The sequence below is a fragment of the Leuconostoc litchii genome (assembly GCF_008107645.1).
Lineage (GTDB): Bacteria > Bacillota > Bacilli > Lactobacillales > Lactobacillaceae > Leuconostoc > Leuconostoc litchii.
Genome location: NZ_SDGY01000001.1, coordinates 800,624 through 818,690, shown reverse-complemented (window position 1 = coordinate 818,690; position 18,067 = coordinate 800,624). Strand labels below are relative to the sequence as shown.

Here is an 18,067-nt window from a genome sequence, read left to right as displayed (position 1 = left end):
TGTAAATGTTTGAATATTTATTTTATGCTAAACTAAAAGAAACTATTTGAAAGAGAGTTGTCGTATCAATGTATGAATATATTAATGGGTTAATTACGAATATTACGCCGTCATATATCGTAATCGCGTCCCGCAGTGGCGTGGGCTATCGCTTATATAGTGCCAACCCTTATCGCTTTGAAGAAAATGTTGAGTCTCATGTGTATGTACAACAAATTGTTCGTGAGAATGATATAAGCTTATATGGTTTCATTGATGCTGATGAAAAGGCTTTGTTTAACAAATTGCTCAATGTTTCAGGAATAGGGCCTAAAAGTGCATTAGCTATTCTAGCTAATGGTGATGCGGCAGGCTTGATTGACGCAGTTTCAGAAGATAACGTATCGTATCTGATGCAATTTCCAGGTGTGGGGAAGAAAACAGCTCAGCAAATTGTTTTAGATTTAAAAGGAAAACTAGATGATTTAGTAGATACTGGTGCTACACCACAAACCAAGCGTGATTCAAATCATTCTCAGGAACTGGAAGATGCGCTAGAAGCGTTAATTGCTTTGGGCTACACAGTTAAAGATGTTAGAGCAGTTTCAAAGCAAATTAACAGAGAACATAATACAACAGATGGCTATATTCGCTCTGCTTTAAAATTATTAGTAAAATAAAAACAACCGTTAGGGTTGTTTTTATTTTCTCTATGCCATCTGTTGGGTGAGGTATATTTATTTTAAAGGGGGCATTTGATATAATAAATATTGTCTAAAAAATACTTTTTGTTTGTATAAAAAGAAACAAATAATATGACAAAAATCGCTTATCAGCGACCGCTTGAATTAATTTTTTAGCGAAAATAATGAAAAATCAGGAAGAAGGTTGTCATGGTGATTATTACTGCGGGTATGATTGGCGTTGGTAAAACAACACTAACAAGTTTGATTGCAGAACATATGGACACAAAAGCATTTTATGAACCAGTGGGGGATAATCCAGTTTTACCACTTTATTATTCTGATCCCAAGCAGTATGGATTTTTATTGCAAATCTATTTTCTGAACCGTCGCTTTGATATGATTAAGCAAGCTTTGGCGGATGACAACAATGTACTTGATCGTTCCATTTATGAGGATGCGTTATTTACAGAAGAAAATCATAAAGATGGTAATATTTCCGATGCAGAAATGGATGTTTATACTAGCTTGTTAAGCAATATGATGGCAGAGTTACAAAAGTTGCCTAAAAAAGCACCAGACTTAATGGTGTATGCGGAAACAGATTTTGAGACAATTTTGTACCGTATTAAAAAGCGTGGCCGTGATTACGAACAATTTGATGATAATGATGGTTTACGCGAGTACTATTATAAAATGTGGGCAGCATATCGTGATTGGTTTGATGCCTACGACGCTTCACCTAAAATTAAAATAGATTTACAAAAATATGATCTAGAAGAAGAAGAAAACCAAAAAATTATTCTAGATCAAATTGATGATGCCTTAAAAGTTATTCGTCAATAAAAAAAGAAGTTCAAATTTGAACTTCTTTTTTTATTGACTAAGCTTTTTTCTCAGCATCTAACAAGTCTCGAATTTCTGTTAGAATTTCTAATTCAGGATTAGCCTTAGCTTCCTCTTTCTTATTCGATTTGAATAAGCGATTAATGAACTTGATAATCAAGAAGACAACAAAAGCTGTAATCAGAAAATTAATCACATCATTCAAAAATGCACCATATTTGAATGTCAAAGTTTTTGTAATAACTAATTGTAGTTTCGTCAAATCTGAAGTACCGCCTGTTGCAAAAGCGATGATTGGACCAATTAAGTTTGTTGTTAATGATTTAACTAACCCTGTAAAAGCACCACCAATAATAACACCCACAGCCAAGTCAAGTACATTACCACGCATGATAAAAGTTTTGAATTCTGATAACATTAAGTCCCATCCTCAATTCTTTAAAATTATTCTTGTTTAAATTATACAATAAAAGCCGTTTTTTACCAATAAAAGAGCTATTTGCAGATTTTAATTTTCGTTTAATTGATATGAATTTAATTTAAAGATGATAAATTATCGATATTAAGAAATGTTAAGGAGCCATTATTATGGATTTTATCAAGCGTGCTGTACTCTATTTGAGACAGAAGATAGGGCGAACAGCTTTGATTACATTGGTGATGAGTGCCATTATGATATTTGTGTTGGCAGGAATTATTATTCAAAGTGCGGCGATTCAAGCAACAAATAGTGCTAAAAACTCAGCTGGAACAACAGTGACTTTGAGCGCTGATCGTGAAAAGGCTTTTGCTTCAATGCGAAAGAGCCAAAGTAGTTCATCTTCGACAAGCAGTAGTTCTTCATCGAATACAGCGCCTACGGCTATTACAATGCCAAGTGTAAAAATAAAAACAGCTGAAAAAATTGCCGCCTTAAATAACGTAGCTGGCTATCAGTACAGTAATAGTGCTTCAGTTAATGCTAGTGGTTTTTCTGCAGTTACGACATCATCTTCAAGTAACGGGGGACAAGGTGGATTTGGCGGATCTACAAGTAGTGGCGATATCACCGTTAGTGGTGTGTCAACTACAGCTGCAGAATCTAACTTCAAATCTAAAAGCTATAAAATTACATCTGGACGTGGCATAACAGCCTCTGATAAGAATACTAATAACGTGGTCATAGAAAGTGAGTTGGCAACAAGTAACAATCTGAAAGTCGGTAGCACAATTAAAGTGAAAACGACAGATGATGATTCAAAAACATATACTTTGACAGTTGTTGGTATTTATAAGGCAAAAACGTCAACATCAAGTCAAGGTGGACCTGGTATGAGTGACCCATCAAATACAATTTATTCAAGTTATACGTTAGCGGGGACGATAAATGGTGATACCTCTTCTGTAACAAGTGTTGTATATACACTAACAGACTCATCTAAAGAAAAAGCCTTTACAAAGGCAGCCAAAAAGTTGATTTCAAGTAGCTTCAGTTTGACTTCTAGTTCTGAAACATATGCTTTATTGATGAAACCAATGAAGAATGTACAAAGTTTTGCTAATAAAATTGTTTGGATCGTCGGTATTGCCGGTACAATTATCTTGGCATTAATCACAGTGTTGATGATTCGTGAGCGTCGTCATGAAATTGGTGTTTTAATGGCATTAGGTGAAAGTAAATTTAAAATTATTTTACAGCTTTTTTCAGAATTATTTGCAGTATTGCTTGTTTCTCTAGTAATTGCTGGTGTGGCTGGCAACTTCGTAGGTAATGCTGTTGGAAAACAATTAGTTTCACAGCAAACTACTTCAACACAAACAACCAGTACTGGGGCTGGTTTTGGTGGTGGCGGTCAACAGCCTGGTGGTAATGGTGGAGGACCTTCAAGTAGTGGCCAAACTAATCAAACAGGTATGAAAGCTAGTGGTAATCAAATAAATACATTGAAAGCTAAAATTAGTGCAAAGTCTATGGCTGAGCTTGGCGGTTTGGGATTAGGCATTATAGCAGTGGCAGTAGTTGCTGGATCAACACCTATTTTCCGATTAAAGCCAAAAAAGATTTTGTCAAATGAATAGAAAGATGTGTTAGTGCATCGTAAGATAAATTAAAATCATTTTATAAATAAGGAGAATCATCCATGACATTAGCGATAAAAGACCTTACACATCAATATAATGCTCAAGAAAAACCACTATACGAACATATCAATATGTCTTTTGAACCTAAAATGTTATACAGTATTGTAGGACAATCAGGCTCAGGAAAAACCACATTACTTAGCTTTTTAGCTGGACTAGATACACCATCGGAAGGAATAATTACTCTTGATGGGGAAGATATTACTAAATATGGATTAACAAAATATCGTAATCAAAAGGTTGCTATTATTTTTCAATCGTACAATTTACTGAATTATATGACAGCTGCTCAAAATGTTGCTTCCGCATTATCAATGACTAAATCAAAACATGCTGGTGATAAGGAATACATTTATAATACGCTAGAAAAACTCGGTATAAATCATACGTTAGCTGACAAAAATGTACAGCAATTATCGGGTGGGCAACAACAAAGGGTAGCAATTGCTAGAGCTCTTGCTGTTGATGCTAATATAGTAATTGCTGATGAACCGACAGGTAATTTAGATGAAGAAAATACACAAGAAGTCATTAAAATATTTCAAGAATTAGCACATGAAATAGGTAAAACTGTTATTTTGGTAACGCATGAACCGAATGTGGCTCAAGCGGCTGATGTCCAAATTAGTTTGAAAAATAGAACTTTTACAATAGTCAGCGAATAAAAAATAAAATGCCTCTTACTTTTATTGTAAGGGGCATTTTATTGACAAAATATGTTTGTACCTATATAGTTTAGGGCATACGCAATTTTGGGGAGTTAATTATGACTAATTTTAATACACGTTATTTTATGATAGCCACGTTATTTGTAGCTATTGTATTTCTTCAAGTTTTTGTACCTTGGCTTGGGTTGTTACCTCTTGGTGCATTTATTGTAGGTGCATCAGTAACCATTATTCAATTTACGGTCGCTATTGCTGGTATTATTTTGGGGCCGAAATATGGCGCAGTTGTTGGCTGTTGGTGGGGGGTACTATCATTTGTTAACGCTTGGACACACCAAGGAACAATTGGGTCATTGATGTTTCAAAACCCGCTGACTGCTATTATTCCACGTGTGTTGGTTGGACTGATTGTTGGCTATGTGTTTAATAGGATATTTAGAAATCAATCAACTGCAATTAGACTCACTGGGTTGGGTATTTCGGGTATACTAGCTGCGTTAATTAACACAATCGGTGTAGTATTATTAACTTGGTTGGGTTTTAATATAATGCGTACAAACTTCACTGGTGTACCTTTGCATAATATTTTGGTCTGGCTAATAGGTATTGTTTCGTTCAATGCGATATTTGAAATTATTGTGGGCTTTGTTTTAGTCGGTTTAATTGGTAGTGTTTTGTTACCAATAGCTGAACGAGCCAATATTAGAGGATAAAAAAAGATGTCTAATGACATCTTTTTTAATGCGTCTACCCAGACTCGAACTGGGAGCTAAAACTTAGGAGGTTCTCGTTCTATCCTGTTGAACTATAGACGCAATACTAATAGATTATACCGATATTTGAACATAAAAACAAATCTTAAATGAAATTAGTTTGCTTATGATATGATATAAAGCGTTAAATAGTAATTATACAGGAGTAATTTTATCATGACCAATAGCAAAACTAAATATTTAGTAGTAACAACCTTTTTCATGGCAATTATTTTATTACAGGTATTGATTCCTTGGCTTGGATATATTCCTCTTGGTGCGGTTGTTGTGGGAGCACAGCCTACTATTATTCAATTTACAGTTGCTATTGCAGCTATTATTTTAGGTACACGTAGAGGCGCCTTGATTGGAGGTTTTTGGGGATTAATAACCTTTTGGCAAGCTTGGTCTACACCAGGATCAATTGGTTCACTAATGTTTCAAAATCCTTTCACCGCTTTTATCCCACGCATTTTGGTGGGATTAATCATAGGCATAATTTTTAATAAATGGTTACGTGGTAAAAATTTAGGTATTCGTACAATAGGATTAGGCGTTCTCGGCGCCCTAGCCGCTTTGATTAACACTGTTGGTGTTGTTTTATTAACTGCAGTAGGTTTTACAATCATGAAGACAAATTTCACTGGTATTCCTAATCATAATATATTAGGCTGGTTGATTGGGATTGTTTCTTTCAATGGCTTATTTGAAATTATTACCGGTGTTATATTGGTAGCGGTTATTGGTAATGTGATAGTACCTATTGCTGAACGAGCCGGTATTAAAGGGTAAATAAAAAACGACACTAACATGTGTCGTTTTTTATTGTAGTCCTGATTGAGTTTTACTACTTGCGATAAGCTGAATGTTATTAGCTTCACCACTAGGTGTAAACACAATAGATACCTTGGCACCACTTTGACTTTGCCAAGTAGCATAAGCATACTGACTGTCGGCAGTTAGATATGTAGGATTACCATATGTGGATCGAATTTGATCATAAGTTGCTGACCCCGTGGCAACTTGATTATATGAAGATAAAGACCAGTTACCAAAAGTAGTTGTAGTGGATGAAGATGTTGCAGATGATGAATTCGAATTAGTGTTAACGCTAGAAGTGTCACTATTATCTTGCACGGGCGTTTGCGTAGCATCGTTAGTTGCACTACTAAGTACCTGTGACACTTCGCTGCTAGCTACAGAAGGGGCTGCAGAAACACTGGTGGAAGAACTAATTATTGAAGATGAGTCTGACGATACGCTACTACTTGAAATGGCATAAGATGAGCTTGATTTTTTCTTACCAGAAGTATTTTTTGAACTGTGAGAAACCTTGCTCGAAGATGATGATGTACTATTATCAGTTTGTTGTCCAACAACTACGAAGATTAAGCATGCAATGATTGCAAGAGCAATTAAAGTGATGATAATGTTGCGAAGTTTATGTGATGGTTTAAATGGATGACGTTGCATGAAAATTCTAATCCCTTTCGATCAATAAAAATATTTTAAATCAATAGTTGGTTAAACAAATAGAGCAATTATCGATTTCGATATTGATGACTGTTTTAATAATAACAGAAAAGAGACGAAAAGTATGCTAAAATAGAAGCATTACGTATCGAGACAAGCAACAAGGACCCCCTCAGTGTTTTAGACCAGTAGGATCCTGTTATTCATAAATATACGAATAAACTATTGTGTGTATTATGATGTTAACCATCTTAATTAGTAACACATTCACAAAGGAAAGATTAATGACAGATTTAAGTATTATTCCGTTTGGCGGTGTCCGCGAAAACGGAAAAAACATGTATGCCGTCACAGTTAATGACGAGATTTTTATTTTAGATGCGGGTTTAAAGTATCCGGAAACAGATCAATTAGGTGTTGATGTAGTTGTACCTGATTTTGAATATTTAATTAAAAATACTGAAAAAATTGCTGGTGTTTTTTTGTCACATGGGCATGCTGACGCTATTGGTGGGTTACCATACTTTTTACAACAAGTTAATGTACCTATTTTCGGTTCGGAACTCACAATTGAATTAGCTAAGTTAGCTATTAAAGAACAACCAGCATTAAAAGACTATGACGATTACCAAGTAATTAATGAAAAATCTGAAATTGATTTTGGTAATGTAAAAGTATCATTTTTTAACACAACACATTCAATTCCAGAATCATTAGGCATTGTTATCGGAACAGAATATGGTCAGATTGTATACACTGGCGACTTTAAGTTTGATCAAACAGCTGAAAGTTATTATCGCACAGATATTTCTCGTTTAGTAGAAGTTGGTCAAGGCAAAGTGTTGGCGCTATTAGCTGATGCTGCGGGCACCGAAGGTGGCGCGGACTCAGTCAACGAATCTAAAATTAGTGATTATATTTTAGAAACATTCCGTGACAATAAGAAAAAGCGTATTATTGTTGCTGCGGTTGCTTCAAATATTCAACGAATTCAGCAAATTGTTAATGCGACTGCTGCAACGAAGCGTAAGCTTGTATTGTCAGGTAATGATATCGAGAATGTTGTTAGAACAGCCATCAAATTAAAAAAATTAGAATTGCCTTTATCAGAAAGTCAGCTATTTGTTAGCCTTAAGAACATGAAAAATTTAAGTGCTCATGAAACTGTTATTCTTGAAACCGGGCGTATGGGAGAACCTGTTAAGCATTTAAATCGCATGGCGAATGGCGAGGACTCACACATCAAAATCGGAGCCGAAGATCTTGTATTCATTACAACAACACCATCTACAGCGATGGAAAGTGTTGTCGCCAAAACGCGTGACATGATTTTTAAACAAGGTGCCGATGTTAAACAAATTAGCAATGATATGCGTTCCAGTGGACATGCTTCAAGAAATGATTTGCAAATGATGATTAACATTATGAAACCCAATTATTTTATGCCCATTCAAGGTGAATATCGTGTGATGTCAGCTGCCAAAAGTGCTGCTGAAGAAGTTAATTTACCTGAAAATCATATTATGATGGCTCAAAAAGGTGATCAGTTTAAGCTGATTGATGACCAATTTGAGTTAAAAGATTCATTTACAATTGGAGAAACTTTGATTGACGGTTCAGGTATTGGTGATATTGGTAATGTGGTGTTACGTGATCGTCGAATCTTGTCTGAAGATGGTGTATTTGTTTCAGTGGTAACAATTGATCGTAAGAAGCGTCAAGTGGTATCAAAGCCAAAGCTAACTTCACGTGGGTTTGTTTATGTTAAAGCGAATCGCGACTTAATGAAAGAAGCATCTGACTTAACAGTTAAACAAATTGAAGATTATTTAAGTAACAGCAAAAGTTTTGATTGGAATGAGTTAAAGGCAGGCGTTCGAGATGTTCTGTCACGCTTTCTATTTGAACAAACAAGACGTCGTCCTATGGTGATGCCTGTGGTGATGGAAGTCAACCAGAATCGACGTCCAAATCTTCACAAAACAACAACATCGTCGAATAATCAAGCTAACAAACGACAAATGCCCAAAAAGGCATCACCAAATAAAAATAATAAAAAGAATGTTCGTCGCCCAGCTAAAAAAAATATACAGAACAAAACTACTGAATAATAAAAGGCCCCAACTCAATCGAGTTGGGCTTTTGAATCTTTGAAAGGAGTTAGTGCGTACACTGTACAGAAATTGTATGTGTGCACCATAAACTATGGATGAAAATATATCACCTGAAAATCAAGAATTAATGAATCGTGCTAAAATGGAAACTAAACAAAAAAATTGGCATGATGCAGCTGAAACTTTAGCAACGTTGTATGAACAAGTACAGACTTTCGAAGTGAATTATCGTTTAGTGACTGCTTTATTCATGGATGAGCAGTATCAATTGGCCTCGTCATACGCTGATGATTTTTTGTTAAACTATTTGGATGATGAATCTAATTTTAGAATGGTTGTTGCTCTTGCTGTACAAAATCAAAATTTTGTTTATGCACAACAGTTGGCTGTTTTGTGGGACGATTTAAACGTTGTGGAAGATGTGTTACAAGAAATTCGTCAAGCGGAAGATCGTGCACAAGAAACAATGAAGACGACGCTAGATACAATTGCTAGGCAATTCTATCACATGAGTGACTATGATCTGATAGCCCAACGAGATCGCTATGAGTCTGCTCGGCATTTACCGGTAGCACAATTCGTTATTGGAGCTAAATTTTTATTGATTGATCCTTATGCATTACCAATTATTCGCGCAACATTATTAGAAGATATTCAGAAACTACAAATTGATGAATCAATCAAGTATCGTTGGCTTGATGATGAAATATATACTGTACGGCTCACTGAAATTACGCCACTAACAGATTCAGATATTTTTGAAGAGGCTATAGCACTATTAGAAAATAGATTAGGTCATGATGATCCTATCGCGTTGGAGATGTTAAGTCATCAATTGCGTATTGAGTTAACATTTTTATATCCACAAGTCAGTGATGTGATAGTTGATGTAGAGAAATGGGTAGATAGCACAGTTGCACGTTATTATAATCATTTTTTTGATGAAGAACCAAATGATCAAAAGCAGTGGCATAAAAAAGTGAACTTCTTAACAGAGAGTTTTTTTGAAAATTAAGTTCAAAATGGTTTACATTGTCTTGATAAATCGGTATAATAATTTCTGGCTTCAAAAGCCGGAAAAATGCAAGTTACTTGTTGTCTTTTGACGGCTTGCGTTGTAAAATATATTTATAAACATTTTTCATAATATATTGAAAAATGAAATTTGGAGGAAACTACATTGGCTAAGGAAACTTACGTTCGCACTAAGCCCCACGTTAACATTGGTACTATTGGACACGTCGATCACGGAAAGACTACTTTGACTGCCGCTATCTCAAAGGTATTGGCTGAAAAGCAAGGTATCGTTGCTACAGATTTTGCTGAAATCGACAACGCGCCTGAAGAAAAAGAACGTGGTATTACTATTAACACTTCTCATATCGAATATGAAACAGAGAAGCGTCACTATGCCCACATTGATGCCCCTGGTCACGCGGATTATGTTAAAAACATGATTACTGGTGCTGCCCAAATGGATGGTGCTATCTTGGTTGTTGCTGCAACTGATGGTCCTATGCCACAAACACGTGAACACATCTTGTTGGCACGTCAAGTTGGTGTTGACTACTTGGTTGTCTTCTTGAACAAGACTGATTTGGTTGATGATGAAGAATTAGTTGAATTGGTTGAGATGGAAGTTCGCGAATTGTTGTCAGAATATGACTTCCCAGGCGATGATATTCCTGTACTTAAGGGTTCAGCTTTGAAGGCTTTGGAAGGTGATCCTGAACAAGTTAAAGTTATCGAAGAATTGATGGATACTGTCGATGCTTACATTCCAGAACCAGCACGTGAGACTGACAAGCCTTTCTTGATGCCTGTCGAAGATGTCTTCACAATTACTGGTCGTGGTACAGTTGCTTCTGGTCGTGTTGATCGTGGTGTATTGACTACAGGAACTGAAGTTGAAATCGTTGGTTTGAAGGACGAAGTTCAAAAGACTACTGTTACAGGTATCGAAATGTTCCGTAAGACTTTGGACGAAGCACAAGCTGGTGATAACATCGGTGCATTGTTGCGTGGTGTTGATCGTAGTAATATTGAACGTGGTCAAGTTTTGGCTAAGCCAGGTTCAATCAACACACACAAGAAGTTCAAGGCTGAAGTGTATGTTTTGACTAAGGAAGAAGGTGGTCGTCATACACCATTCTTCACAAACTACCGTCCACAATTCTACTTCCACACAACTGATGTTACAGGTGTTGTTGAATTGCCAGCCGGTGTTGAAATGGTTATGCCTGGTGACCAAGTGACATTCGAAATCGAATTGATCTCACCAGTTGCCATCGAACAAGGTTTGAAGTTTACTGTTCGTGAAGGTGGCCACACTGTTGGTGCCGGTACAGTTACTGATATCGAAGACTAATATTTTTAGTCAAAAAGCACGCGAGAGCGTGCTTTTTTGTATAAATTTATTTATTTTGATTATCTTCTTGGTCACGGCCAAGTGCTGCTTTACGATCTTTTTCATTACTGTCTTCTTTAGGCAATGAAATCAAATCTTCAAATGAGTGTGATAAATGTTCTTCGCGGTTTACAATTTTTGCCATAATTAAACTCCATTCTGATTGCTGATGTTTTATGCAATATTATACACCTTATTCAGTTTAAAACGAATAACTGATGCATATAAATTATAACACTGTATAATAATAATTAGTAATAGAAACGGAGATGAATGATGACTGAATTATTAAAGATTAAAAATCTAAAAAAACAGTTTGGATCAAAAGTTATTTTTGATGAAGTAAATGTGAGTGTTGAGAAAGGAGAAGTTATTTCAGTTATCGGGCCATCAGGAGCGGGAAAATCTACCTTTTTACGAGCAATTAATATGCTTGATACGCCGACAGATGGTACGGTTAGTTTTGAGGGTAATGAGTTAACAAAATTATCTGAAAAAAAATTAGATACATTAAGAGAAAAAATGGGTATGGTATTTCAAAATTTTAATTTATTTCCCAACCTTTCTGTTCTTGAAAATATTAAGTTAGCACCACTAAAAGTAAAAAATATTAGTAAGCAAGATGCGACAAAAATAGCCGAAAATTTGCTCGCACAGGTTGGTTTAACTGATAAGGGGTCTGTATACCCAGATAGTCTTTCAGGAGGACAACAGCAACGTGTAGCAATTGCTAGAGCATTGGCTATGTCTCCAGATGTATTGTTATTTGATGAACCTACGAGCGCCTTAGATCCAGAAATGGTTGGCGAGGTATTGGCAGTGATGAAACAATTAGCTGATGACGGAATGACGATGATTGTTGTTACGCATGAGATGGGATTTGCGCGGGAAGTAGCTGATACGATATGGTTTATGGCTGATGGTGGAATTCAAGAGATTTCAACCCCAGAAGAATTTTTTGAACACCCAAAAACAACACGAGCTCAAGAATTTTTAGAGAAAGTACTGTAGGTTTAAAGATGAATAATTCTAAAAAAAATGCAGGAGAATATGCTGCCACGCTCGTAAAAGATGGCATGATTGTCGGACTAGGAACAGGGTCTACAGTTGCTTATTTTTTGGATGAATTATCACGACGTATAAAATATGAAAAATTATCTATCATTGGTGTTACAACTTCAACAAAGACAGCCGAACGTGCTCAAGAATTAGGAATTCCGATTCGAGATATTGACAGCGTACTAAAAATTGATTTGACTATCGATGGTGCAGATGAAGTAGATTGCTATATGAATGGTATAAAAGGCGGTGGCGCAGCATTTTTGATGGAAAAAATTGTTGCTAAATATTCAAAGCGTGTTGTTTGGATAATAGATGAACAAAAGTTACATAAGACGCTTGGTCAGTTTTCATTGCCAGTAGAAGTTGTGCCGTTTGGTAATGGCCAATTAATTCATGAATTGACGCAACACCATTTATATCCTAAGCTACGTTTAAATACTCAAAAACAACCTATAGTAACAGATTTAGGACATTACATTGTAGATCTTGATTTAAAACAAATCGATCAGCCTTATGAATTGGCCCAATATTTGGATAGCCAAATTGGTGTTGTGGAACATGGATTATTCCTAGATATTGCTGACGAGGTTATCATTGGTCAAGACGATGGGTATCGAGTAATGAACAAGTTACAGAAAAAAATGTAATTTGTTAAAAGCGCTTACATTATTTTTTTAATAGCGCTATAATGTAGTTATTAAAGAGTAAGAGGAAAAGCGCATGGCATATAATAACATTTTAGTTGCAATTGATGGCTCAGAAGTTTCAAATACATTAATAAAAAAAGTTGTTGATTTTGCTCCTGAGGCGCATATCGATATCTTGACAGTTGTTGATACCACTGGTGGTGGATATTTTGGTTCTATCGCAATGAATGAAGATGTTGTGTATCAAATGGAACAAACGGCTGAGAAAGGTCTTATTAAGGCCTTTGAATATGCAAAAGATTTGGGACATAGTGATGTTGATATACACGTACGTTTTGGTTCTCCAAAGAGTGTTATTGCACGTGAATTTCCAAAAGATCATAAAAATGATTTGATTGTTATTGGTGAAACTGGGTTAAGTCGTTTGCAAAGAGCAATGGCTGGAACAGTACCATCTTTTGTTACACAAGTTTCTAAAGTAGATGTACTAATTTTGAGAACATTTGAATAATTTTTTCATCAAAAAAAAGATAGTGTTCACTATCTTTTTTATTTTGCTTCCTTGGTAATTTCAATGTTTGTAATTTTTACAGGATCAGCAGGTTTAGATTTTTCACCATTAGAAGTTTTTTTGACTTTAGCACTAGCTATTTTATCCACAACATCCATCCCGTCAATAACCTGCCCGAAGACTGTGTAGAGACCGTCTAAGCTTGGATAACCACCATTTTTGTAAGCTTTTGTAATTTTCTTTGGATAAATTTTAGGGTTAATACCACTAGAAACGTCTTCGGGATTTTGTACGATGAAGAATTGGCTAGTATTAGTATCTGTACCAGCATTTGCCATTGAAACAGCTCCACGAATATTATATAAGGATGTACTAATTTCATTTTTGAAACCATTACCACTGTCTATACTTTTATCTTTTTCTTTCCAAATAGATTGTCCGCCATTGCCAGTACCGGTTGGATCACCTCCCTGGATCATAAAGTTATTAATGACACGATGAAATGTTGTGTTATTATAATAACCGTTTTTAGCATGGGTCATGAAATTTTCAACAGCTAGGGGTGTGTATTTGTTAAACAGTTTTATAGTGATATTTCCGTAAGTAGTCTTTAAGATAATTTCACTTTCGTTTTCGGCAACCTTGTTGGAAAGTTGAGGTAAAGCGACTTTATCTAATTTAGGATCTTTTTTTGTACTACTTGTAGTAATTTTTTCAGGTTGATTAATATAAAATATAGCTATTATAGTAATGATTAAGATAACAACCATAGTGATAAGAGGAACAAATTTTTTCATGGTCAGATCCTTTCAATAATATGAGTATCAATATTTTTTGTGAGATAGCTTGCCTTTGAATAATCTGCATCAAGTAAATTTTGATTATATTGTTGCCATTCTACAGGGGTAGAAGTGAATTTGATAATTAGCAGACCACTATGAGTTAAACGTGGTAATACATGATTGACTTGTTCAATATAGTTTATAGGGCAATCATTAGAATTTTGTGCATCATCAGAATAATCAAAAATAGCGACACTGACTTGATTTTGTGGACCAAGTTCGTCTAAAAATTGATTATCTAGTGTTTTTCCGAGTAATGTAACGCGGTCGGACAAGCCACTCATGAAAAGAGAAGCAGCGGCGGCATTAGCATTATCCTTAGTAGTTGCATAGCTTAGTACTTTACCTGAATTACCAATGCGGGTTGCTAAAAATCTTGTATTAACACCATTAGCAGTAGTACCATCAATAACAATATCACCAATTTTAACAGTTTGCTCGATTAATTGATGTGTAAAAGCATTGCTTGTGAAAATCATGAAGAACTCCTTTTGAAAAATAGATGTAGGTCAAGAAAGAAAAATCGGGAAAGCGTGAGTAGCACATATCCAAGTGATATTCCTGCAATAACGTCACTTGGATAATGGACATTCACAAATACTCGACTGATTGGAATAATAACAATGAAGCTCATTAGAATCACCAAACTAACTTTTTTTAAAATACTAGGATTAAAATGATAACTAATTAATACAATTAAAGATCCATATAATAAAATAGTTGCCATAGAATGACCAGAAGGGAAACTGTATCCACTCTCTAGAATGAGCTGTGGCTGGGGACGTGGGCGTTTAATCAAATGTTTAATAACTTGAGTAATGACACCAGTGGAAATGATTATATTGAATAATAAAAACAGCAATTCACGATAGTGATGTTTGTAAATCAGATAAACACTAGTCCCTGCAGATACTAGCATGACTGCAGATACACTGCCAACATTTGTCATACTAATAAAAAATTCATTTGTAAAGGTATTGTGTTGCTGAATTATTTGTTGCAGAAACTGATCAAATTTTAGAAACCAGTTAGGGTTAGTTTTAACACCGAACGCCATAATCAAAAAAACGATTCCTGCAAAAGAGACTGTTAATATACACTTATTTTTATGAATAGTCATGCATTCAATTATACCTGATTATAAGAAATTGTGTTATAATGGTAACATTATTGTTCAACACTAATACGTATGGCGGGGCATTCAGAAAGTAAGTGGTTGATGGAAACTTACCAAACAAAGTTCGGAACTCAGTTGATTAAATTGTAGGTGAAGTAACTTAGCCTACAACGTTTGTCGCGTTAAGATGAATGAGACGTAGAAATACGTGAACATGGGTGGTACCGCGAAATTAAAATTTTCGCCCTATGTCATGCCTTTTGGGTGTGATGTAGGGCTTTTTTATTTCAAATGTAGTACTACAGTTAAAAACATGAATATTTCATATAAAGAAGGAAAAAAATATGGTATACGATCATAAATCTATTGAAAATAAATGGCAGAGATATTGGGATGAGCACGAAACATTCAAGGCATCAGATAAGTCCGAAAAGGAAAAATATTATGTGATGGATATGTTTCCTTATCCTTCTGGTCAAGGTCTACATGTCGGGCATCCTGAAGGTTATACGGCGACTGATATTATGAGTCGTTATAAGCGTGCGAAGGGGTTTAATGTTTTGCATCCAATGGGATGGGATGCATTTGGATTACCAGCAGAACAGTACGCAATTAAAACTGGTAACAACCCTGCAAGTTTTACAAATAAAAACGTACAAGTATTTAAAAATCAGATTAAATCACTTGGTTTTTCAATAGATTGGTCAAGAGAAATTAATACAACCGATCCGGAATACTATAAATGGTCGCAATGGATATTTGAAAAGCTGTATGAAAAAGGCTTAGCTTATGAAGACGAAATCATGGTGAATTGGGCTCCTGATTTTCCAGGTGGTGGTATCGTAGTTGCCAATGAAGAAGTAATTGATGGTAAGACTGAACGTGGCGGCTATCCAGTTTATCGCAAGCCAATGAAGCAATGGGTTTTGCGCATTACAGCTTATGCTGATCGATTACTCGAAGACTTAGAAGACCTGGACTGGCCAGAAGCAATTAAAGAGCAACAGCGTCATTGGATAGGAAAATCTGTCGGTGCATCGGTTTCTTTCAATGTTGAAAATTCTGCTAAGAAAATCGAAGTTTATACTACGCGTCCTGATACATTATTTGGGGCACAGTATATGGTCTTGTCACCAGAACACGAGTTAGTTGATGTGATTACCACATCTGAGCAAAAAGACGTCATTAGCAACTATAAAAAAGAGGTAGAAACAAAATCCGACCTAGAACGTACTGATTTAAATAAAGATAAGACAGGTGCATTTACAGGTGCTTATGCTATTAACCCAATCAATGGGGAAAGATTACCTATTTGGATTGCAGATTACGTTTTGTCTTCTTATGGTACAGGTGCTATTATGGCTGTTCCTGCACATGATAATCGTGACTGGGAATTTGCTAAAAAGTTTGATTTGCCAATTAAAGCTGTTATTGAAGGTGGAGATGTTGTGGAAGCGGCTTATACAGGCGATGGTGTTCACATTAATTCTGGTTTCTTAGATGGTTTAAGCAAGCAAGAAGCAATTGACAAAGCAATAGATTGGTTGACGGAAAATAGTGCAGGGCACAAGCAAATAAATTATCGCTTACGTGATTGGATTTTCTCACGGCAACGTTACTGGGGTGAGCCTATCCCAGTGATTCATTGGGAAGATGGGACACAAACACTTGTGCCGGAATCAGAATTACCATTGCGTTTGCCAGAAATGACACAAGAACAACTAAAGCCGTCAGGTACAGGAGAATCACCATTAGCTAATGCTACTGACTGGTTAACGGTTACGCGTGAAGATGGTGTAAAAGGCCGTCGCGAAACAAATACAATGCCACAGTGGGCGGGTTCTTCATGGTATTTCTTGCGATATGTTGATCCCCATAATTCAGAAGCGTTGGCTGATGCGGACAAATTAAAGTACTGGATGAATGTTGATTTGTATGTAGGTGGTGCAGAACACGCTGTTTTGCACTTATTGTACGCTCGCTTCTGGCACAAGTTTTTGTACGATTTAGGAGTGGTACCAACCAAAGAACCATTCCACAAGTTAGTGAACCAGGGCATGATTTTAGGTGAAAATCACGAAAAAATGTCTAAATCTAAGGGAAATGTTGTTAATCCTGACGAAATTGTTAACAATTATGGTGCTGATACATTACGTGTTTATGAAATGTTTATGGGTCCCTTAACGCAAAGTAAGCCTTGGTCAGAGGACGGTGTTTCAGGTTCACGACGTTGGTTAGATCGTGTATGGCGCTTGTTGATTGATGACGAAGACAAGTTACGTGATCATGTGACAACTGTTAATAATGGTGATTTAGATAAGATATATAACCAGACAGTTAAAAAAGTTTCTGATGATTTAGAGAATATGCGTTTTAATACTGCGATTTCTCAATTAATGGTTTTTGTAAATGAAGCTTATAAATCAGATGCTTTACCAATTGAGTATATGAATGGTTTCGTGCAAATGTTAGCACCAATTGCTCCACATTTAGCTGAAGAATTATGGGCAAGGTTGGGTCATGAAAATGATATTAGCTATGTTGAATGGCCAACATATGATGATAGTCACCTTGTTGAAGATACTCTAGAAATTATTTTCCAAGTTAATGGAAAAGTTCGTGGTAAAGCCACAGTTGCGCGTGATACTGATAAAGATGCTATGCTTGAACTTGCCAAAGCAGATGAAAATGTGCAAAACTTTATTACTGGTAAGGAAATTCGTAAAGTAATTGCTATTCCAGGAAAGTTTGTCAATATTGTGGTAAGTTAAAATACTTAGCAACATAAGTTCAATTTTTATTATTATATTTAAATGTTTAAGTAGTAAAGCCCACTTTAGTGGGG

19 protein-coding genes and 1 tRNA gene are annotated in these 18,067 nt (G+C 35.8%); 13 read left to right on the top strand and 7 right to left on the bottom strand.

Annotated elements, in window-relative coordinates; translation table 11 throughout:
• Positions 1 to 68: 68 nt before the first annotated feature.
• Positions 69 to 659 (top strand): Holliday junction branch migration protein RuvA, encoded by a 591-nt coding sequence (gene ruvA, locus ESZ47_RS04030; RefSeq protein WP_148604979.1) that lies wholly within the window; start codon positions 69 to 71, stop codon positions 657 to 659.
• Positions 660 to 872: 213 nt separating this feature from the next.
• Positions 873 to 1,508, top strand: a complete 636-nt coding sequence (locus ESZ47_RS04025) for a deoxynucleoside kinase (RefSeq protein ID WP_148604977.1) — start codon at positions 873 to 875, stop codon at positions 1,506 to 1,508.
• A gap of 37 nt (positions 1,509 to 1,545) precedes the next feature.
• Here ESZ47_RS04025 and mscL read toward each other — a convergent pair whose 3' ends face one another.
• Positions 1,546 to 1,926: a large-conductance mechanosensitive channel protein MscL gene (mscL, locus tag ESZ47_RS04020; RefSeq protein WP_148604975.1), complete on the bottom strand. Its 381-nt coding sequence runs from the start codon at positions 1,924 to 1,926 to the stop codon at positions 1,546 to 1,548.
• A gap of 170 nt (positions 1,927 to 2,096) precedes the next feature.
• Between mscL and ESZ47_RS04015 the strand changes: the two genes are divergently transcribed.
• The 3 genes from ESZ47_RS04015 to ESZ47_RS04005 all read left to right on the top strand — a co-directional run bounded on the left by ESZ47_RS04015 (position 2,097) and on the right by ESZ47_RS04005 (position 5,010).
• Positions 2,097 to 3,566, top strand: a complete 1,470-nt coding sequence (locus tag ESZ47_RS04015; protein WP_148604974.1) for an ABC transporter permease — start codon at positions 2,097 to 2,099, stop codon at positions 3,564 to 3,566.
• Positions 3,567 to 3,628: 62 nt separating this feature from the next.
• The gene (locus tag ESZ47_RS04010) at positions 3,629 to 4,294 is read left to right on the top strand and encodes an ABC transporter ATP-binding protein (protein ID WP_148604972.1); all 666 of its coding nucleotides are present in this window, start codon (positions 3,629 to 3,631) and stop codon (positions 4,292 to 4,294) included.
• A gap of 101 nt (positions 4,295 to 4,395) precedes the next feature.
• Entirely contained in the window at positions 4,396 to 5,010 is a 615-nt protein-coding gene (locus tag ESZ47_RS04005; RefSeq protein ID WP_148604970.1) for an ECF transporter S component, read from the top strand.
• A 29-nt stretch (positions 5,011 to 5,039) separates the two neighbouring features.
• On the opposite strand, the gene ESZ47_RS04000 is transcribed toward ESZ47_RS04005, so the two are convergent.
• Positions 5,040 to 5,112: transfer RNA gene (locus ESZ47_RS04000), tRNA-Arg, on the bottom strand.
• Positions 5,113 to 5,226: 114 nt separating this feature from the next.
• On the opposite strand from ESZ47_RS04000, the gene ESZ47_RS03995 reads away from it, so the two are divergent.
• On the top strand, positions 5,227 to 5,841 hold the full coding sequence (locus ESZ47_RS03995) for an ECF transporter S component (RefSeq protein ID WP_148604968.1): 615 nt from the start codon (positions 5,227 to 5,229) through the stop codon (positions 5,839 to 5,841).
• Positions 5,842 to 5,871: 30 nt separating this feature from the next.
• Here the strand turns inward: ESZ47_RS03995 and ESZ47_RS03990 are convergent, their stop codons facing one another.
• The gene (locus tag ESZ47_RS03990; protein ID WP_148604966.1) at positions 5,872 to 6,522 is read right to left on the bottom strand and encodes a cell wall anchor protein; all 651 of its coding nucleotides are present in this window, start codon (positions 6,520 to 6,522) and stop codon (positions 5,872 to 5,874) included.
• Positions 6,523 to 6,806: 284 nt separating this feature from the next.
• On the opposite strand from ESZ47_RS03990, the gene ESZ47_RS03985 reads away from it, so the two are divergent.
• From ESZ47_RS03985 to tuf, 3 genes are all read left to right on the top strand, one after another.
• A complete protein-coding gene (locus ESZ47_RS03985) occupies positions 6,807 to 8,633 on the top strand; it encodes a ribonuclease J (protein ID WP_148604964.1) in 1,827 nt (608 codons plus the stop codon).
• 94 nt (positions 8,634 to 8,727) lie between these two features.
• Positions 8,728 to 9,651, top strand: coding sequence for a type I restriction endonuclease subunit R (locus ESZ47_RS03980; protein ID WP_148604963.1), 924 nt, complete (start codon positions 8,728 to 8,730; stop codon positions 9,649 to 9,651).
• Between the two features lie 165 nt (positions 9,652 to 9,816).
• On the top strand, positions 9,817 to 11,004 hold the full coding sequence (gene tuf, locus ESZ47_RS03975; RefSeq protein ID WP_148604961.1) for an elongation factor Tu: 1,188 nt from the start codon (positions 9,817 to 9,819) through the stop codon (positions 11,002 to 11,004).
• A gap of 46 nt (positions 11,005 to 11,050) precedes the next feature.
• Here the strand turns inward: tuf and ESZ47_RS09365 are convergent, their stop codons facing one another.
• Positions 11,051 to 11,188 carry a hypothetical protein gene (locus ESZ47_RS09365; protein WP_167497042.1) on the bottom strand — a complete coding sequence of 46 codons (138 nt, stop codon included), beginning with the start codon at positions 11,186 to 11,188 and terminating at the stop codon, positions 11,051 to 11,053.
• Between the two features lie 131 nt (positions 11,189 to 11,319).
• Here ESZ47_RS09365 and ESZ47_RS03970 point away from each other — a divergent pair, with 131 nt between their 5' ends.
• The 3 genes from ESZ47_RS03970 to ESZ47_RS03960 all read left to right on the top strand — a co-directional run bounded on the left by ESZ47_RS03970 (position 11,320) and on the right by ESZ47_RS03960 (position 13,263).
• Positions 11,320 to 12,054, top strand: a complete 735-nt coding sequence (locus tag ESZ47_RS03970; RefSeq protein ID WP_148604959.1) for an amino acid ABC transporter ATP-binding protein — start codon at positions 11,320 to 11,322, stop codon at positions 12,052 to 12,054.
• Positions 12,055 to 12,062: 8 nt separating this feature from the next.
• The gene (rpiA, locus tag ESZ47_RS03965) at positions 12,063 to 12,752 is read left to right on the top strand and encodes a ribose-5-phosphate isomerase RpiA (protein WP_148604957.1); all 690 of its coding nucleotides are present in this window, start codon (positions 12,063 to 12,065) and stop codon (positions 12,750 to 12,752) included.
• 73 nt (positions 12,753 to 12,825) lie between these two features.
• Entirely contained in the window at positions 12,826 to 13,263 is a 438-nt protein-coding gene (locus tag ESZ47_RS03960; RefSeq protein WP_148604955.1) for a universal stress protein, read from the top strand.
• A 38-nt stretch (positions 13,264 to 13,301) separates the two neighbouring features.
• Here ESZ47_RS03960 and ESZ47_RS03955 read toward each other — a convergent pair whose 3' ends face one another.
• Genes ESZ47_RS03955 through ESZ47_RS03945 form a run of 3 tightly spaced genes read right to left on the bottom strand, consistent with a single transcriptional unit; the run spans position 13,302 to position 15,225 of the window.
• On the bottom strand, positions 13,302 to 14,060 hold the full coding sequence (locus ESZ47_RS03955; RefSeq protein WP_148604953.1) for a peptidylprolyl isomerase: 759 nt from the start codon (positions 14,058 to 14,060) through the stop codon (positions 13,302 to 13,304).
• A gap of 2 nt (positions 14,061 to 14,062) precedes the next feature.
• Positions 14,063 to 14,584, bottom strand: a complete 522-nt coding sequence (locus ESZ47_RS03950) for an SAM-dependent methyltransferase (protein WP_148604951.1) — start codon at positions 14,582 to 14,584, stop codon at positions 14,063 to 14,065.
• Complete coding sequence (locus ESZ47_RS03945) at positions 14,581 to 15,225, bottom strand: phosphatase PAP2 family protein (protein WP_244307554.1); 645 nt, start codon at positions 15,223 to 15,225, stop codon at positions 14,581 to 14,583. Before ESZ47_RS03945 ends, ESZ47_RS03950 begins: the two co-directional genes overlap by 4 nt.
• Before the next feature lie 341 nt (positions 15,226 to 15,566).
• Between ESZ47_RS03945 and leuS the strand changes: the two genes are divergently transcribed.
• The gene (leuS, locus tag ESZ47_RS03940; protein ID WP_148604949.1) at positions 15,567 to 17,993 is read left to right on the top strand and encodes a leucine--tRNA ligase; all 2,427 of its coding nucleotides are present in this window, start codon (positions 15,567 to 15,569) and stop codon (positions 17,991 to 17,993) included.
• Positions 17,994 to 18,067: the final 74 nt, after the last annotated feature.

Coding starts and splice junctions, on each gene's coding strand:
- ESZ47_RS03970 (WP_148604959.1), top strand. CDS start 11,320: ATGACTGAATTATTAAAGATTAAAAATCTAAAAAAACAGTTTGGATCA.
- ESZ47_RS03995 (WP_148604968.1), top strand. CDS start 5,227: ATGACCAATAGCAAAACTAAATATTTAGTAGTAACAACCTTTTTCATG.
- rpiA (WP_148604957.1), top strand. CDS start 12,063: ATGAATAATTCTAAAAAAAATGCAGGAGAATATGCTGCCACGCTCGTA.
- ESZ47_RS03955 (WP_148604953.1), bottom strand. CDS start 14,060: ATGAAAAAATTTGTTCCTCTTATCACTATGGTTGTTATCTTAATCATT.
- ruvA (WP_148604979.1), top strand. CDS start 69: ATGTATGAATATATTAATGGGTTAATTACGAATATTACGCCGTCATAT.
- ESZ47_RS03980 (WP_148604963.1), top strand. CDS start 8,728: ATGGATGAAAATATATCACCTGAAAATCAAGAATTAATGAATCGTGCT.
- ESZ47_RS03990 (WP_148604966.1), bottom strand. CDS start 6,522: ATGCAACGTCATCCATTTAAACCATCACATAAACTTCGCAACATTATC.
- ESZ47_RS09365 (WP_167497042.1), bottom strand. CDS start 11,188: ATGGCAAAAATTGTAAACCGCGAAGAACATTTATCACACTCATTTGAA.
- ESZ47_RS03945 (WP_244307554.1), bottom strand. CDS start 15,225: ATGACTATTCATAAAAATAAGTGTATATTAACAGTCTCTTTTGCAGGA.
- ESZ47_RS04010 (WP_148604972.1), top strand. CDS start 3,629: ATGACATTAGCGATAAAAGACCTTACACATCAATATAATGCTCAAGAA.
- ESZ47_RS03950 (WP_148604951.1), bottom strand. CDS start 14,584: ATGATTTTCACAAGCAATGCTTTTACACATCAATTAATCGAGCAAACT.
- mscL (WP_148604975.1), bottom strand. CDS start 1,926: ATGTTATCAGAATTCAAAACTTTTATCATGCGTGGTAATGTACTTGAC.
- ESZ47_RS04005 (WP_148604970.1), top strand. CDS start 4,396: ATGACTAATTTTAATACACGTTATTTTATGATAGCCACGTTATTTGTA.
- ESZ47_RS03960 (WP_148604955.1), top strand. CDS start 12,826: ATGGCATATAATAACATTTTAGTTGCAATTGATGGCTCAGAAGTTTCA.
- leuS (WP_148604949.1), top strand. CDS start 15,567: ATGGTATACGATCATAAATCTATTGAAAATAAATGGCAGAGATATTGG.
- ESZ47_RS04025 (WP_148604977.1), top strand. CDS start 873: ATGGTGATTATTACTGCGGGTATGATTGGCGTTGGTAAAACAACACTA.
- ESZ47_RS04015 (WP_148604974.1), top strand. CDS start 2,097: ATGGATTTTATCAAGCGTGCTGTACTCTATTTGAGACAGAAGATAGGG.
- ESZ47_RS03985 (WP_148604964.1), top strand. CDS start 6,807: ATGACAGATTTAAGTATTATTCCGTTTGGCGGTGTCCGCGAAAACGGA.